General features: G+C 45.8%; 12 protein-coding genes. 4 read left to right on the forward strand and 8 right to left on the reverse strand.

Going from position 1 to position 17,222, the window contains the following annotated elements:
• Window positions 1–593: 593 nt before the first annotated feature.
• A complete protein-coding gene (locus tag PSE7367_RS18295) occupies window positions 594–1,130 on the forward strand; it encodes a DUF2808 domain-containing protein (RefSeq protein ID WP_015166824.1) in 537 nt (178 codons plus the stop codon).
• Between the two features lie 595 nt (window positions 1,131–1,725).
• Complete coding sequence (locus PSE7367_RS18300; protein ID WP_015166825.1) at window positions 1,726–3,114, forward strand: DUF3084 domain-containing protein; 1,389 nt, start codon at window positions 1,726–1,728, stop codon at window positions 3,112–3,114.
• Between the two features lie 82 nt (window positions 3,115–3,196).
• Here the strand turns inward: PSE7367_RS18300 and PSE7367_RS18305 are convergent, their stop codons facing one another.
• The 3 genes from PSE7367_RS18305 to PSE7367_RS18315 form a co-directional block, all read right to left on the reverse strand.
• Window positions 3,197–4,081 carry a J domain-containing protein gene (locus PSE7367_RS18305; protein WP_015166826.1) on the reverse strand — a complete coding sequence of 295 codons (885 nt, stop codon included), beginning with the start codon at window positions 4,079–4,081 and terminating at the stop codon, window positions 3,197–3,199.
• Window positions 3,991–4,902, reverse strand: coding sequence for a substrate-binding periplasmic protein (locus tag PSE7367_RS18310; protein ID WP_015166827.1), 912 nt, complete (start codon window positions 4,900–4,902; stop codon window positions 3,991–3,993). Before PSE7367_RS18310 ends, PSE7367_RS18305 begins: the two co-directional genes overlap by 91 nt.
• A 543-nt stretch (window positions 4,903–5,445) precedes the next feature.
• Window positions 5,446–6,597, reverse strand: coding sequence for an ABC transporter ATP-binding protein (locus PSE7367_RS18315; RefSeq protein ID WP_015166828.1), 1,152 nt, complete (start codon window positions 6,595–6,597; stop codon window positions 5,446–5,448).
• A gap of 417 nt (window positions 6,598–7,014) precedes the next feature.
• Here PSE7367_RS18315 and PSE7367_RS18320 point away from each other — a divergent pair, with 417 nt between their 5' ends.
• Complete coding sequence (locus PSE7367_RS18320) at window positions 7,015–7,758, forward strand: O-methyltransferase (protein WP_015166829.1); 744 nt, start codon at window positions 7,015–7,017, stop codon at window positions 7,756–7,758.
• Window positions 7,759–7,871: 113 nt separating this feature from the next.
• Here PSE7367_RS18320 and PSE7367_RS18325 read toward each other — a convergent pair whose 3' ends face one another.
• The 3 genes from PSE7367_RS18325 to carB all read right to left on the reverse strand — a co-directional run bounded on the left by PSE7367_RS18325 (window position 7,872) and on the right by carB (window position 14,003).
• Window positions 7,872–9,716, reverse strand: a complete 1,845-nt coding sequence (locus PSE7367_RS18325) for a M61 family metallopeptidase (protein ID WP_015166830.1) — start codon at window positions 9,714–9,716, stop codon at window positions 7,872–7,874.
• 223 nt (window positions 9,717–9,939) lie between these two features.
• Complete coding sequence (locus PSE7367_RS18330) at window positions 9,940–10,557, reverse strand: Uma2 family endonuclease (protein ID WP_015166831.1); 618 nt, start codon at window positions 10,555–10,557, stop codon at window positions 9,940–9,942.
• Between the two features lie 188 nt (window positions 10,558–10,745).
• Window positions 10,746–14,003, reverse strand: a complete 3,258-nt coding sequence (gene carB, locus PSE7367_RS18335) for a carbamoyl-phosphate synthase large subunit (protein WP_015166832.1) — start codon at window positions 14,001–14,003, stop codon at window positions 10,746–10,748.
• A gap of 455 nt (window positions 14,004–14,458) precedes the next feature.
• On the opposite strand from carB, the gene PSE7367_RS23030 reads away from it, so the two are divergent.
• Window positions 14,459–14,593: a hypothetical protein gene (locus tag PSE7367_RS23030; protein WP_264314162.1), complete on the forward strand. Its 135-nt coding sequence runs from the start codon at window positions 14,459–14,461 to the stop codon at window positions 14,591–14,593.
• 852 nt (window positions 14,594–15,445) lie between these two features.
• Here PSE7367_RS23030 and PSE7367_RS18340 read toward each other — a convergent pair.
• Window positions 15,446–15,682, reverse strand: coding sequence for a hypothetical protein (locus PSE7367_RS18340; protein ID WP_015166833.1), 237 nt, complete (start codon window positions 15,680–15,682; stop codon window positions 15,446–15,448).
• 371 nt (window positions 15,683–16,053) lie between these two features.
• Window positions 16,054–17,124: a 4-hydroxythreonine-4-phosphate dehydrogenase PdxA gene (gene pdxA, locus PSE7367_RS18345; protein ID WP_015166834.1), complete on the reverse strand. Its 1,071-nt coding sequence runs from the start codon at window positions 17,122–17,124 to the stop codon at window positions 16,054–16,056.
• Between the last annotated feature and the right edge of the window lie 98 nt (window positions 17,125–17,222).

Consider the following 17,222-nt stretch of genomic DNA (forward strand, 5'->3'; position numbering starts at 1 on the left):
CAGCGACATTAGATCTCAGATTTCTGCCAAAAGCCCAAATCCTGCGATCGGAGGAATCAAAGATTTTGGCCTAAGACTTAATCTATCTGATCACTAGCGTTTAGGCGAGGAATCTATACTGTTCGATCGGCTAGCTAAAAATAAATTTAGTTTAGTAGGCTAGTTTTTTGATTAGTTTAGCGATGCTTATTTTAACAGTGGTAAGGTCGGACAATGTAGCAGGCTACAAATCTTTTGAGATTGAAGCTAGATTGATCCAGCAATCGATCGCAGGAACTTTTGCCCCATAACTGCGTCCGCTACTAAGCATGATCTATATAAGGCAAATGCTTGATCAGCCAGATCAATCAGATCGTTTAAATCGCTAACGTCTAAGTAAGACAGTAATTTGAACAAACCGCAGCAATCATTAAGCTAAACCAGAATTTCGATCGACTTGCTTAAATAGCCTAAATCTAATTAAAGTAAAGTTGCGTAGATTAAGATAGGTTTAAATACCTGCGAGCAATCTCAAAGCGATCGAACCAGCCCCAATTCAACCGGATTAGCTCAACCAACTAGTTAAATCTAAGACTCTAGCCCGATTACCCCCTATGAAACTGACCAAAACCATTGCAACCGCGATCGCCTTACTTTCAGTGCTTGGCTCTGGATTCACTGCTTCGATGCTGAAACCATCCGTGGCCAAGGCGCAAAATAATATTGTGCTGTTTGGCAACAAAGAAAACAATTTGCCCTATGTGATTCGCAATAAAAACCCCGGTGCTAGCCGCAACTACATCAAGTTTTATGCGACCTTGCCAGATAGCAGGGCAGTAGCGGAAGTGCAAATTGTCTATCCTCAAGAGTTTAGAAGTGCCTTTGTGCCCCGCAAACTCACTGTGCGTAATCGCCGCTCCAAGGAGGAGTATGAGGTTAGAGATATTTCGGTCGATCGGGAACTGAATAATATCAGAATTGAATTTGTCGAACCGATCGCGGCGCTGCCCAATCAAGAAATCGAAATTGTTGCCAAAAGTGTTACAAATCCAAGACATGCAGGCATGTATCGTATAGAGGTGCAAGCATTGGGAACCGAGGCTAATCCCCTGTTTCAATATTTGGGTCAGTGGTTGGTTTCGATCTATTAATCGTTAACCTTTCGCTTGGCGATCGGCGCTTGTTTGAGGTTAGCTTATGCTTTTGCATGATCTAAGGCAGTTGCATTAATTGCATTAAAGTGAGTTAAGTAAGCCAATCATATTGTAGTTAGATAACTGTGTCTGTTCGATATTTCGATATCTGTTCGATCGGTGTTTAGCTAGGGATTAGAGCGATTAAATCCTACCTGACTGCTGCACTGAGGTTATGAGGTTAGTTGTCATATCTCAGTGTAATCATGGAAATGTCAAACATAAAGCCGACAGGATTGGGCTATAAGCTGCACTTTGACGCGAAGATCTCAGGCAGGATCGCTGGCTTGGCTGAATGGGGTTAATCTGCCCAGACTAAAGCCCAGACTAAATAACAGGTTGAAGCCTAACTCGAATCGATCGGCAGTTATTTGCGGTTGATTGCGATTGGCTTAGTTTTTATGGGGTGAGTGAAATTAATTTCAGTTGATTTAGCTTGATTACTCAGGCTTTACTAGAATTGATTCATCGCTGGCGCTGCTGATTGTTTGCGTATTTTTGAATTCAGAAAAAACCTGGTGATAAGATTGAAACATCAGGTGTGAGGGTCTAAATGGCTGGTTATGTGCTAATTGTGGCGATCCTAGTCCTTAGCGGTATTATTGCTACGGCTGGCGATCGGATTGGATCTAAGGTGGGGAAAGCTCGTCTTAGTATTTTTAATTTAAGACCCAAAAAAACCGCTACCCTGATTACGATCGTAACCGGTGGGGTCATTTCCGCTTCCACTTTGGGAGTGCTGCTAATTACTAGCAGTCAACTGCGCGATGGCTTATTTCGCCTGGAAAGTATTCGTGCCGATCTGGCGGATGCCCGTGCCCAACAGGAAAGAATCGAAACAGAATTAAATGATGCCAAAGCCCAGCGCGAGGAAGCCCAGGCCGAGCTAGATATTATCAATCGTTCTTTGTCTGCTTCGTTGGTTAAACAGGCGGAAACCGAAAAGCAACTAGAAGATGCCCAAGGGCAATTATTGCAGACCCAGGAAAAGCTCAATCAGGTGCTAGAACAAGAGCAAGAGCTGATTGATGAAGTGGCTAGTTTGTTGAGTGAGCAAGAAGAGATCCTGGCCGAGAGTGAGCAATTAAAAATTGAAAGTACCCAACTTCAAGGTGAACAGGCTGAATTAGAAGCTAGTTTGGAACAAATCAGCAACGATCGCCAGGCTTTACGCGAAAAAATCGACAGTGCCCAAAATCGCCTCAATGAAATTTCGACCCAGCGATCGGATCTAGCCAGGGAAGTTGAGAATCTAGAATATAGCCGCGATCGCCTCTCTGAGAGTATTCAAGCCCTGCGACGAGGTAGTGTCGCAATTCAAGCGGATCAGGTGCTGGCAGCGGCAGTCACTTTCCCAGAACTATCGCGCTCGGAACTAAGACAGGCAATCACTGGGCTGGTACAAGAGGCCAATCGTAATTCGATCGAATTGCTGGGTTTTCTGCCCGGTCAAGCACCAACTGAGCCAGTAATTACGGTTACGGAAACCCAATTAAATAACTTGCTCGATCGGATCGGTGATGGCCGCAGCTATGTAATTCGGTTGCTTTCGGCGGGTAACTATGTGCGCCAGGAAACCAGCGTGGCGATCGTAGCTGATGTGACCCCCAATCAAATTATTTTTAATCAGGGCGATGTGATTGCCTCACTTAACTTTGAAGCCGATCTAAGTTTTGCCGAGAAAGAAGATCGAGTCAGTCAGCTATTTTCATTGGCAAACTTCCGCGCCAAACAAGAAGGCATTGTCTATGATCCAATCACAGGCAGAGTTGGTGTATTTTCCCAGAAAGCTCTGAATGAGTTATTAGATGAAATAAATGATTATGACTTTCCTTTCACGATCCAGGTGGTAACCAAAAGCCCGATCTTTACGGGTAGCCCACTGGCGATCGAGTTATTGGTTCGTCGTGCTGATGGCGAAGTGATTAGGCGCTTTGGCTAATAATTAGCTATAAGTTAATTAATTGCGATCGTAATTTGTAATTGTAAGATCAAGGTCAGCTTGCTCCCAGCCTACTCCTGGCCTATTTCCGTCCTAGGCCAAACCAGCCACCCCCCTTTTTCGATTGCTTGGCTTTTTGGGCACTAGCTCTGCTAGCTCGCTTTATTTCTTCCATATACTCCAGGGCAAGGGGCTCTTTGGCATTGATTTTTAATGCCTTTTGGAGATTTGCCTTGGCCATACTCAGCACTTTTTGATTAAAGTAAACCACGCCCAACAGGGCATATAACTTGGCATTAGCATTATCGAGCTTTTCACCTGCCTTAAGCTCTTTCAGCGCTTCTGCCCATTGTTTTTTGGCCACATATAATTCGCCTAGCTTGATATTGCGGGCTGCCTTTGACTTTTTCTTTGGTGGCGGCGTACCATCCAGACCACCAGTTGGTTCAGGTCGCGTCGGTACATTCACCGGCGGGCAGATCGAGTCCTGGGTCATCAAAAACACCAGGTTAAACTCACTTAAAATGGCCGTATTGTCTAATATTTTGTCAAGGGAGCCATATTGCTGCTCTGCCATATCAGCAACTGCTTGCAGATAAGTGGTCTCATGGGCATAACGATAGAGTTTTTTGGCCTCTGGCGCTTCCAATTCAATTTCTTCCGATCGCTTTTTGAGATCCTGCCCTAGCAATCGAATCGTTGCAAAATATTCGTTGCGCTCTTTTTCATTACTCAGCGTCTCATAGGCAGGGCTGATCATTTTGGCAAAGTAATTGGTAGCCAGATCTTTCTCGGCGGCGGTGCGGCCAAACACATCTGGATGCAGCGTTTTGGCCAGCTTCATAAATTTTTTGCGGATCAGCCTTGGTTCAACAATCAGTGGTAATCCCAGAACTGCATAGTGATCCTTAATGTTATATTTGGCGATGCCTCGGTTGATTGCAAAAACTCTCGACTGTTGTACCACAGTTTCCATCTCCTAAGAATAGATTCTAGTTTACCCTCTTGTTGTAATTCAATGATGGCGCGATCGAGCGCTGCTTTTAAGGTCTCGTCTCCTTGCCGAACTATGACCACCAGGTTAATTGGCAAAAAGCGATCGCCGCTAATTTGCAAGTTCGGATCTTCGCGCACCTGCCACACCGCAATTGGTTCGTCTAATAGCATGGCATCCAGTTGCCCGGCTCGAAGCTGAGCAATCATGCGATCGAGATCGCGGGATGCAAACAGCCTTACGGCATTACCACGATTGTTGTTATAGGTCTCAACTATGGCTGCACCACCACTATTGGCGATTACTCCCACCCGTTTGCCAATTAGATCCCGGAGTGAATTAACATTAGTGGTGTCTTTATGCACCAAAAGCCGCTGAGAGGTTTGGTAGTAGGGAATTGATTCTGCAAATTCATCTTGATTGGGGTCGGATTCCAGCCCACCAGTTTCCCTTACACTCAGGATCAAATCCACATCGCCCATTAATAAACTATTGGTTTGGCTAGCCCAGGGAATATTAATTGGCCGGGGTGCCACATCTAACTTGGCGGCGATCGCTTCGATGATTTCCCATTCAAACCCGTCGTAGTATTGGGTTTTAGGATTCCAGAACATATAAGCGCCACCGATCGACGCATCGATGCCAACCCGTAAATTACCGCGCCTGGAAACTGTCGCCAGACTGCCATCGGCATAAACCGGCATAGCACCCATGCTGGCGCTGCCAATTAATATGCCCAAACCCAAACCAAAGGGAGCCAGAATTTTCAACAGTCCAGAACCTTTTAAATGCATGGTTGTGATACTTGCGACATCACTCAGATAACTAATTAACTAATCAACTAATTTTGCCCTAATCTTGCTGAAAGCTAAAGTCTAAACTTGGGCGATCGCCGCTCAAAAACCTTGATTTATTATCACCGATCGCTGGAGATCAATCTAAATATCGGAGATCAATCTAAATATCAATATGTCGATCGAAATATTGAGCGAGATAACATGGAGACTCAAAATAATTGCTTGGAGCCAGGTTTAGCTTGACAATCGTAAAATAATCACCTCCAGGATCGCCAATCGTGGTTAGTAAATAAAGCACTAATGATCCAAGACACCATTCCTTACCAAAAAACTTACCCTTTTTTGAACAATCAGAGCGCAATTTGGCTTAGCTAATTATGACTACTTACTAACCAAGGCTATGATCATGGTCAAAAATAAGCAAAAGTTTTTTATGAGCTTGATTTGTATGCCTAGATTTTAGCTCAGATTAAAAATTTAGCCTGATCTGGATCATTTTACTGCTAGATTTTTAGCCATTTTGCTAATTTCTGCTTGAGTTTAGTTAACCGGAGCAACATTTTGGCCTTTGCCAGGATTTTCATCATTATCTTGCAAGCGGCCGTCATCGCTACCATTGGAATTGTTGAGATGCTGCTGGCGGATCTGGCCAATAAAAAATTCTTCCAGTGACTGTCTGGCCAAATGTAGATCGATCACCTTGGCATCCATTTTAGTGAGCGCCGTAATAAAGCGATCGGGATTATTACTAATCGTTCCAATCTGATCGGGTGAAATTTCTGATTCTTCTGATTCGCCAGATTCTCCCAGACCAGCCTGTGCTGCTAGCGATCGTTGATTCAACTGACCATGCCAGCTATTGCCCTGAAACTCCAAATTATCCAGCCAATGTTCCAATTCTTCTGGAGTGCCACCCTGACCGCGCACCTGAAAATAGGTTGCCTCCCCCAACAGATCATCGAGCGTACCGGAGCAGATCAACTCACCTTTATTTAAAATACCAATGCGATCGCAAATAATTTCCACATCCGCTAAAACATGACTATTAAAAAATACGGTTTTGCCCTGTTGCTTTAGCATCAAAATAATTTCGCGGATTTGATAGCGTCCCAGCGGATCCAGGCCAGACATTGGTTCATCTAAAAATACCAGCTCTGGATCATTCATTAGTGCCTGTGCCATCCCCAATCGCTGCATCATCCCCTTGGAATATTGCTTAACTTGCTTGCGCCTGGCTGCTGACTGGGGCAAACCGACTAGATCTAATAATTCGGCCATGCGCTGAATTCTGGTGGCGCTGTCGATCCCAAATAGCTTGCCAATGAAGTCAAGATATTCCCAGCCAGTCAGGTAGTCGTAGAAATAGGCATTTTCGGGTAAATAGCCAATTTTGTGCTTGGTGGCGCGATCGCCAATTTCTCTGCCCAGTAGCTTGCCACTGCCGGCAGTGGGCTGCACAATGCCCAGTAATAGTTTCAACAGGGTTGTCTTTCCTGCCCCATTCGGCCCCAATAGGCCAAAGGTTTCTCCTGCTGGTACAACCACAGAGCAATCCTTAAGCGGCGTGACCACGCGATCGAGCCAGAAACCAGTGCGATAGGTTTTGCTTAGCTTTTCAGCAGCGATCGCCGGCCGATCGGCATCAGTAGCGCTGATGGTTTGGCCAGACTGAGGGGGGGCTTCAACATTCATAGTCTAAATCTGAGTGAGGAAAACAGAAATAACAAAAATAGATTGGGTAATTCTAGTCATAGTTATTCTAATCTCTTCTCTATTGATTAGCTACTAATGCTCCTCTCTTCATTTAATGCAGAACTTTGAAGACTCTTAGTGAATAACTGCGATTACTTCAACCTGGAATTGTGATATCAATCTTGCACAATCTAATCATCTCAAATAATATTTTGGAAAAGCAGCTCATCAAGTAAAGTTTAGATCTAGGAATCTTGGTACATTTAGTGCATTGATCTAGGATCATCCAAATTTGCTAAAGCAAAAGGGTCGTTTTACAGAATTAAGGACTTTCCCGCAAAAAAACCATAAGTTTAGTCTTGTTCTAAGCAGAAATATCATTGTTAGCTTGAGACTACCAGCAAAAAGGAGTAGTTAATGAATTCAGTATTAGAGCAAATCATTGCCACGAATCAGGTTGAGTCAAACCAAGGTGATAAGTACCAGGTTCACTCCCATGTTTCACAGACAGAAGGTGAATTTTTGCAGGGCATAATCAACGATATCAAACCCCAAAACACCCTTGAAGTGGGCTTGGCCTATGGAGTTTCCGCTATGTTTATCTGTGATGCCCTCGCTGATATCCCGAACGCACACCACATTACGATCGATCCAGCCCAAACCAGAAGCTTTCAGGGCATTGGTCTTAGTAATCTCGAAAGGGCGGGGCACAAAGATCGCATTGAATTTCATGAATTACCTTCACACATTGCCCTACCCCAACTTGAGGCTAAGGGTGTAAAAGTAGATTTTGCGTTCATTGATGGCTGGCATACCTTTGACCATACCTTGATTGACTTCTTTCTGGTCGATCGGCTGTTGAAGGTGGGTGGTATTTTGGCGATCGATGATGCCAACTGGCCAGCAATCAGAAAAGTCTGTCGGTTTATTGCCACCAACCGCGCCTATGAACCCTGGCGAGCAATGCCAGTGGGGCAAGCTTTCTTTAGACAGCAATTATTTGCCAATCTCTCCCCCCTCACCAGTCGGTTGCGGCGTTTCTTTCGGCCAGAATTTATTGAGCCCGACACCAGCTTAGGTCTATTGCCTGGGAGTCAGTGCCTGGTGTTTAAAAAGCTGTCTGATGACGATCGCCGATGGGATGACTATACTGATTTTTAATGGGAATGAATAGGCATTAATAGGCATCAGTGCGGGCAAAAATAATCGCTAACCAAGTAATCTGGCTCTCAAGTGATGATGTGATCATCAATGCATTAGCCAGCAGTTCCTAGCTAGCCGATTAACCACGATCGCAAATTGTGTTTCTGGGCATTAGTAGGATTCGGCACATGCACCAGGTTGTAGCGATCGGCGATCGGCTGATCCAGCACCAGGCGTGAGTCTACCAATTGATCTTGCCTGAACAGAGTTAGCTCAATCTCATCACCAGCCTTGAAATCATGGAGGCGATCGACCAGATTATCCTGGCTGACGCGAATGCCATTGATCGCCAACAATTCATCACCAGGACTGATTCCCGCCAGGTGCGCCGGCGAATTGGCACTGACAAACTTAACCAACCTGCCGCCATTTGCCCCATCCAGATTAATCCCCAAATAGGGTGGATAATCCTGTGTAGAATTGTGTTGGACTTCCAATCCAAACGGTTCAAAATAGAAATTATAGTCCAGCTCGCTGGTGCTATATAGATATTGATGGAGGAAATATTGAATGCTTTGATCGGCAACCGATTCAATTACGGCAAACAATTCTGTTTCGCTAAAGCCCTTTTCAATCCGGCCAAATTTTTCCCACATCACCTGGACGACATCATCTAGCGATCGTTGATTCTGGAATTTGTGGCGGATCATTAAATCTAGCAACATGGCCACCAGTTCACCTTTGAGGTAATAGGATACCTGGGTATTGGGTGTGTGTGGTTCTGGCCGATAGAGCTTGATCCAGGTGTCGAAACTGGACTCGCGTAACGATTGTACCTGCCGCCCTGGATTAGTTTGAAAGCGGGTGATGCTATCGCCAATCAGTTTAAAAAAGTGCTTGGCATCATAGATGTGGGCACGCAAGGGAATTACTTGATCGTAATAACTGGTCACCCCTTCACAAAACCAGAGGCTGGGCGTGTAGTTTTCCTGGCCGTAGTCAAAGGTTTCTAGCTCCTTGGGGCGCAATCGCTTCACATTCCAGGTATGGAAGAATTCATGGGCGACTAAGTTAATAAAGCGGAGATATTTTTCCTTGCGGAAGCCAAATCTAGGATAGTTGAGCGAGCAGCAATCTTTATGTTCCAACCCGCCATAACCACTGGCAGAGAGATGGAGCAAGAACATATAGCGATCGTAGGGCAGGCCGCCCCCAAAAATATTGGCTTCTTCTTCAATGACTGCGGCAGTGTCCTGGATAATCTGGTTCAGGTCGGGGTTGCCTTCGCCCCAGACCACAAATTGATGTTGTTTACCCAGCACATTAAACTCAACGCGCTGGTGAATCCCCACTTCAAAGGGGCTATCGACCAAGGTGTCAAAGTCCTTGGCAAAGAAAGTATTCGGTTGGCCAGCCACTTCCGGCAGGGCGGTAGCGATCGCCCAATTGTCATAGGGCAGATTGATTTTGACCGCGATCGGCTGGTTTTCATGACCAGGCAGATACATAAAGGTGGCAGCACCATTGAAATAGGCATGGGTGCCATCGATGTGATTGGTGCGGACAGTTAGATCATGGCCGAAGATACGATAGCTGACTTGAATGGTATCAATGCCGTGGGTTTCCAATCGCCAATGGTTTTTACTGATTTTTTGCCATAGTAGCTGCCCCCCACTGCCATCAACTGCTTCAAAATCCTGGAGATGTTTGGCATATTCACGCACCAGATAAGATCCTGGTGTCCAAACGGGCAATTGCAAGTCTAAATAATCAGCATCCCAGTTAGAAACAACCAACTGCAACTGCAACAAATGGGTCTGCGGCTGCGGCATCGAGACGCTATAGCTCAGTAATGGTTGGCTAGTTTGGGTGATGGGCCGATCGGGATGACTAAATTCAGGTTGAAGTGGTGTAACTTGGTTTGGGGATTGGAGCTGGTTGCGATCGTCCATACTACCGATTCTGTCTGCCGCCATACTTGCCTAGCCTCCTAAATCTGAATTTGTTTCACCTTAACACAGACTATTTAGCCAATATTTGACGTTCAATATTTAACGTTCAACATTTGACGTTTGGTTGGGGCTGAGTGGTTATTTGATTTTCTGGCAGTGGTGTTGAATTAAAGATTTTTTAGCAAAGGGCGCTGATCTTATTTTTTTTGGTCATACCCCAGGGATAAAAATACCAGCATCACTGATATCAAACAGGATCTGGATATCGGTTTCCAGTTTGGTCATACCAATATAACCATTCCCGCTCCCAGCCATTGAATACACCAATTTCCCTGCCAATGCCAAGGCCAACTTCCGGCATCCAGATTGGTTCTTGCCCAGCTTGATGTAGCTCATAGCCTGAGTTTTGGAGTTTATATACTTCTAGGCGATTATGTTGATCCCGTTGCGCAAATTCGGGGTTATAGACAATGTAATAAAGCAATCGCATTTTGAGATAGCTTTGCAACTTGGCTTCATATTCGCCCCTGTAAATATGAGACACATGCTCGATCGCCACGATCGGTGGCATAAAGTTTTCTTCCCACATCACATAGCTGCGTCGCCCAAATTCATCCTTATGCCGAGGTACACCGAGACTCAAAAAGCAATCGGGCACGATCGGCACTTTTGGGTTATCCAGATCATAATAAACGCCCATATTCATGCCCAGGAACCAATCCTGGCGATCGCCCCAAACATCGCAAAGAATGCCTTGTAATAGGCTGGCAAAGAGATATTGAATCTCGTTATCCACCGGGGCTCGATCGAAACCTGGTAGTTCGGCTGAGCTGGGTAGCCCCAGCATCGCCCTATAATCTACCATCGCCTTTCTCCCGTCTTGATGTGGACTTACTGGTTCAAGTTAACTAGACAGAGTTTTGCAACTCCTAGCTTAGGTATTTTCAGGATTATGCTTAGGCTCACAGTCGATCGTCTTATCCACAACATAGTTGCTGTGTAGTCAAAAAATAAAGCGATCGTTAATTTCAGCAGTAACTTAGCCGATAGAATTTATACATATTCCTGGATTGGTTTAACCACCAGCGACTCATTTTGCAACGATCGAATAGCGGCGATCACCGCCTTTGCCCCTGCCAACGTTGTAATCACTGGGATCTTATAAACCAGTGCCGCACGGCGAATTAATTTGCCATCGGCCTGAGCTTCCTCACCACTAGGAGAATTGACAATAATTTGCACCTGCTTATTTTTGATCACATCGCTGATATTAGGGCGACCTTCCGACACCTTTAAGACCAATTCGGCCTTAATATTCTTTTTCTTGAGGATGCGGTGAGTGCCTTCGGTGGCGATCACCTGGAAGCCCAGATCAACAAAGCCTTCAGCCACAGCGGCCACCCCAGCCTTATCCCGATCGTTGACGGAAATAAACACTGCGCCTTCTAGGGGTAATTTTTGACCCGCCGCCAGTTGTGCCTTGGCAAACGCCCGCCCAAACTCCGTATCGATCCCCATCACTTCGCCAGTGGAACGCATTTCCGGCCCCAGGATCGTATCGGTGCCCGAAAACTTAGCAAAGGGCAAGACTGCTTCTTTGATTGCAATGTGCTTTGGTACTATTTCCTTGGTCAGGCCAAGCTGCTCCAGGGTTTCACCTGCCATGATCCGCGAGGCATAGGCTACCAGCGGTACACCGATCGCCTTGCTCACAAAGGGCACGGTGCGAGAGGCACGGGGATTTGCTTCCAGAATATACACCTGTGCCAACTTAGGATCATTGGGACTAATTTGCACCGCATATTGTACATTCATCAAGCCCACTACCTTTAGTTTCTCTGCCAGTTTGATTGTCCATTCGCGGATTGTATTCAGGGTGGTTTCGGCCAGCGAGAAAGTGGGAATTGCACAGGCTGAATCACCGGAGTGAATCCCTGCTTCTTCGATGTGTTCCATGATGCCACCGATCACCACCTTGCCTGTTTGGTCAGCGATCGCATCTACATCTACCTCGATCGCCCCTTCTAGGAATTGATCGATCAAAACCGGGTGTTCTGGCTCGATCAGGATCGCCTTATACATATAGTCCTTGAGATCCTCATCGGAATAGACCACCTCCATGCCGCGCCCACCCAGCACATAGCTAGGTCGCACCACCACCGGATAACCAATATTGCTGGCCACCTTGAGCGCTTCTTCCTCGGAGCGAGCCAAACCATTACGGGGTTGAACAATGCCCAAATCTTTGCATATGGCCTCGAACCGCTCTCTGTCTTCAGAGGCATCGATCGAATCGGGCGAAGTACCCCAAATCTTGGTGCCCAGTTCGGCTTGATGCTCTTCTAGATAGCTGAGTAGCTTAACTGAAAGCTTGAGCGGGGTTTGGCCACCAAATTGAATAATGATCCCCTCTGGCTTTTCGGTTTCAATAATATTTAAAACATCTTCGCGGGTGAGTGGTTCAAAATAGAGCCGATCGCTAGTGTCATAGTCAGTCGAGACGGTCTCTGGATTGGAATTGACCATGATTGTCTCAAAATCCTTATCCCGCAGCGAAAAACTAGCATGACAACAGCAATAGTCAAATTCAATGCCTTGGCCAATCCGGTTGGGGCCACCACCAAGGATCATTACCTTGCGGCGATCGGAGGGTTGTACCTCGGTCTCTGTTTCATAGGTGGAGTAATGATAGGGCGTAAATGCTTCAAATTCAGCGGCACAGGTGTCAACGGTTTTGTAGGCGGGCACAATTCCCAGGGATTTGCGATGGATTCTCACATCGTCTTCATCGGTGCTGGTCAGAAAGGCAATTTGCCGATCGCTAAAGCCCATCTGCTTGATCGATAGCATTTGATCCGCATCAATTTCACTAAGGGAATTACCCTTAATCGCCAATTCCATATCCACTAGCTCGCCCATTTTTTGCAAGAACCAGGGATCAACCCCAGTGAGTTGGGCGATCGCTGGCACTGACAGGCCAAGCAGGAAGCCATGCCGGATCGAGAAAATTCGTTCGGGATTGGGTACTCGCAAGCTGGCTTTCACCTGTTCCAGGCTGGGCATTTCTTCAAGCCGATCGGCACCAAACCCATAGCGATTGGTTTCCAGCGATCGCAAAGCTTTTTGAAAGGACTCCTGGAAAGTACGACCGATCGACATCGCCTCACCCACTGATTTCATCTGGGTGGTTAGCACTGGCTCGGAACCTGGGAATTTCTCAAACGCAAACCGGGGGATCTTGGTCACCACATAATCGATCGTCGGTTCAAAACTAGCTGGGGTTTTCTTGGTGATGTCGTTGGGGATTTCATCCAGGGTATAACCAACCGCCAGCTTGGCTGCAAACTTGGCGATCGGGAAGCCAGTAGCCTTCGAGGCCAGTGCCGAACTGCGTGAAACCCTGGGGTTCATCTCGATCACGATCACATCGCCCGTTTCTGGATCAACCGAAAATTGAATGTTTGAGCCACCGGTTTCCACGCCGATCTCGCGGATAATTTTGATCGAATAGTCCCGCAGCCGTTGATATTCCTTATCGGTCAGGGTTTGCGCCGGAGCCACCGTGATCGAATCGCCGGTATGGATGCCCATTGGATCGATGTTTTCAATGCTACAAATGATCACCACATTATCGGCCAGGTCGCGCATCACCTCTAGCTCGTATTCTTTCCAACCGATCAGCGATTGCTCAACTAGAATCTGGGAAGTGGGGCTAGCATCCAGACCAGAGGCGGCGATCTCCTCGAATTCTTCCTGGTTGTAGGCGATCCCCCCGCCGGTTCCACCTAAGGTAAAGGCAGGGCGAATAATTAATGGATAAGTACCGATCTGAGCGGCAATTTCCCGTGCTTCAGCCATCGTGTTAGCCAGCCCGGAAGGACAAACCGCCACGCCGATTCGCTCCATTGCCTCCTTGAATAGTTTGCGATCTTCCGCCATTTGGATCGCTTCGAGCTTGGCACCAATTAGCTCCACGCCAAATTTATCGAGGGTGCCATTTTCAGCCAAAGCCACTGCCGTATTCAACGCCGTTTGGCCACCCATAGTCGGCAAAATTGCATCGGGGCGCTCTTTTTCGATGATTTGAGCCACAATTTCTGGCGTGATCGGCTCAATGTAGGTGCGATCGGCCATTGCTGGATCGGTCATGATCGTGGCGGGGTTGGAATTAACCAGGATCACGTAATAACCTTCATCACGCAGCACTTTACAAGCTTGAGTACCAGAATAGTCAAACTCGCAGGCTTGGCCAATCACGATCGGCCCGGCTCCAATCAGCAGAATTTTTTGAATGTCATTACGGCGCGGCATAGGCTCTTTGCTTTTATATGATTCGGTTAGAGTTTGGTTACGCTTTTAGGGATGCTGCGATCTTGCGATCGATTTGGGGCTCAGCCCTGAATACTTAAGCCCTGAATACTTAAGACCTGCTTCTTATCTATGTCAGTTGCATAGATGTTGCATAGATCAAGTCGCATTTAATTTTATAGCCTCTTGCCGATCGTGCAATATGTAGCCTCTGATGCCAAAGTTCACCTTGCTGGCGATCGCTACAAAATATATCAACCTACGGAACCCACCTAACTATTTGTGTTGAGAGGCTTGGCTGGTAGGAATGGTTAAAAATCTGCATGATTTAAAACCATATAGCAATAACTCGAACTTGGAACTTGGATTTTGATTTAGCAAGGCGATCGGCAAACCATCAAATAATTGGCATTGCATAATCCAGGAATGAAAACGCCGTCAACAAAAATCTCAAGCATATGGCTGAAATCAGTTTGACCAATTGCATGATCGTTAAATCATCCCACCAATGTGCAACGCCAAATAATTTAGTCCTGCGTAGTAGCGAATTTATGATGGAAAATCGGCATTTAAACGATCGAGAATATTCCTAGTGCTATTTCAAGTGAGATGTTGTGTAAGTAGAGACCTGAATGCTTCGCTCTATAAGGTATGCATGCAAAAGAAGTCTCTTGAAGCTGCACTAGCCTAGTGTTTTTGAATCAAATCAAAATATTGCATCCCCCAAACGATAAAGCAACTAGCTGATCTCTGGCTTAAGGGCACAGCATTCAGCTAGTTGGCTTCGTGCGAATATTGCATATTTAGGTTTAAATATTTGAGCTTTAGATCAAGCGCTCATAGGATTAACAATGAATATGCTTGCTCAATCTGATATTTTGCTAACCAGCAATTCTGCGGGGAACAGTTCCACAATTAATAGCTAATAGATAACTGGTTTAAACCAAGGCATTTATAGTGCTGCACTTTATAATCACATCTGCTATTTAATCGATCGCCTAGAACATATAGAAAATATTAGTTCAGCAACATGTAGGCAAAAACGATATATCTCAAAATGGTTCAGAGACTTCGAGACTTTTCGCTAACCCACAAGGCGCGATCGTGGCAGGCAACTAACCTAACTTACTTGGTCAAATCAATGATTAGGCAAAATACTCAGACTATGCTGATGTTCAGACAATTTATTTTGGCAAAATAGCCCTGTGTGGATTGTTAATTGTACAAGAATAGACTTATACTCCTGATTTCAATCACTAGTGTAATAACTCTCTTCTTTATTGGTTTCCCCATGCCACCCTTCAGCTTGATGCTCAATTAAGTAAATTAATACTCAACTCAGTAAATAGTCTCGGTTAACTGAAGCAAAAAGAAGAGTTATACTTAAAAAACGAAACGAAATCGACAATTTCCGGCGGAATACTATTGGTAGTAGTAATTTTTGCCTAATGCACTGCTGGTTGCTTTTTATTCTTGGCAGCCGGCATTTTAGTACCCAATTTAATATTGGTGTTGGAATCAAAAACCAATTTGTAGGTTTTTTCGGGATTCATCCGTTGCAAAGCCTGGATGTGTGCCTGGGCTTCGTGGCAGCGACGGAAGCGACTCACTAGCTTCGCGTTCTTGGCCGTGATTGCTAATAAAATGCACCAGGGATGGAGTTGATCTCTATAGCTAGTCATGATACTATCCTTCGTTTGTGTGCTAATTTGCGGTCAAACGCTAAATCTACATTAGCTTTGACGAGTCATATACTACATGTAGCGGCTCGATCGCACAACTAAATTTGGAAAATATTTTAAAAAAACTTGACAATTCGATTGCGCTGATGTTTTCTAAACGGTCGGGTTTGTGATGCAGGGCGATCTTTAATGCGGCTCAAATCGCCTGTTTAAGGGGTTTTTGCTTGCATAAAGCAGCATTTCCCAGGGCATACAGATGAGCGGAACTAAAGAATTTTTTTAAGCGATCGCCTGAATTAACCGTAACGATAAGTTACAAATTTGCTTCTTTCCGGCCTTAATCCCGGCGCGATCTGCAACCGGCAGAAAATTCAAACTTTTTGGGTTTCATGCCGCCGGACAACCAAAGCTGCCGCCAATTCGATCGCCGCGATCAAGCTATCGGCACTGGCGATCCCTTTCCCGGCAATATCAAAGGCAGTGCCATGATCCGGAGAAGTGCGCACAAACGGCAAGCCGATCGTGGTATTAACGGCCTGCTCGAAGCCCAACAGCTTGACCGGAATTAAGCCCTGATCGTGATACATGGCCAGATAGGCATCATAGCCCAGGTGTGTTTTAGCGGAATCATGCCAAGCTTTACCGGGATTGACCCACATGGTGTCCGGTGGGATTGGGGCACTCAGCTCAACTTCGGGATATTTTTGTTGATAGTTGCTAAGCAGATCACGGAGCCAATCTTTTTCTTCGTGGCCTAGATTGCCATCCTCACCACTGTGGGGGTTGATTCCAGCTACGGCAAGGCGGGGGCGATCGATGCCAAAGTCTGTCTTGAGCGATCGCCTTAATAGATCCAGTTTCCAGGTGATTAGCTCCGGGGTTAGGGTTTGAGTAACTGCCGCCAGCGGGATATGCACTGTAGCCAATAGAGTTTTTAGCACCCAATCGGTATGGGGAGACTTAGCCACAAACATCATGCCGAATTTCTGGGTATTGCTGCGCTCTGCCAATAACTCAGTTTGCCCAGGATAGCTATGTCCGGCCATTTGCCAGTAGGATTTAGCGATCGGCGCGGTGACAATACCGGAAAATTTACCCGCCAGGGTTTGGGCGATCGCTGTGTCTAGGTATTTAAAACTAGCTGCACCACTGGACTTACTACCTTGACCAATTTCAACTTCCAAATTGGTAGCCAGGTCGAGTATAGTTATTATTTCTGGATCAGCAAGCGGCTCGCAACTAAGTTTATTTAGCACCGCAAAGTGGGATTCTAATTGGTGGCGATCGCCGATTATAGTTACTTTTACATTTGAGCCTGTTAATTTTTTATTCAGGTCAGGGTTCGCTAATGCTTTTAAAGCTATTTCCGGGCCAATCCCAGCCGGATCGCCCAAAGTTAAGGCCAGATGAAGCTGGCGATCGCTACGCCTATTGTTGAACATATTAAAATTAACCACCCTTAACCATTTAAATTTGCAATCATATATTCTAAATATTTGCGTCAGGCCTTACAGCCGAACTCCTATTTAGAAGCTAATAT

It is taken from the genome of Pseudanabaena sp. PCC 7367, assembly GCF_000317065.1.
GTDB lineage: Bacteria > Cyanobacteriota > Cyanobacteriia > Pseudanabaenales > Pseudanabaenaceae > Thalassoporum > Thalassoporum mexicanum.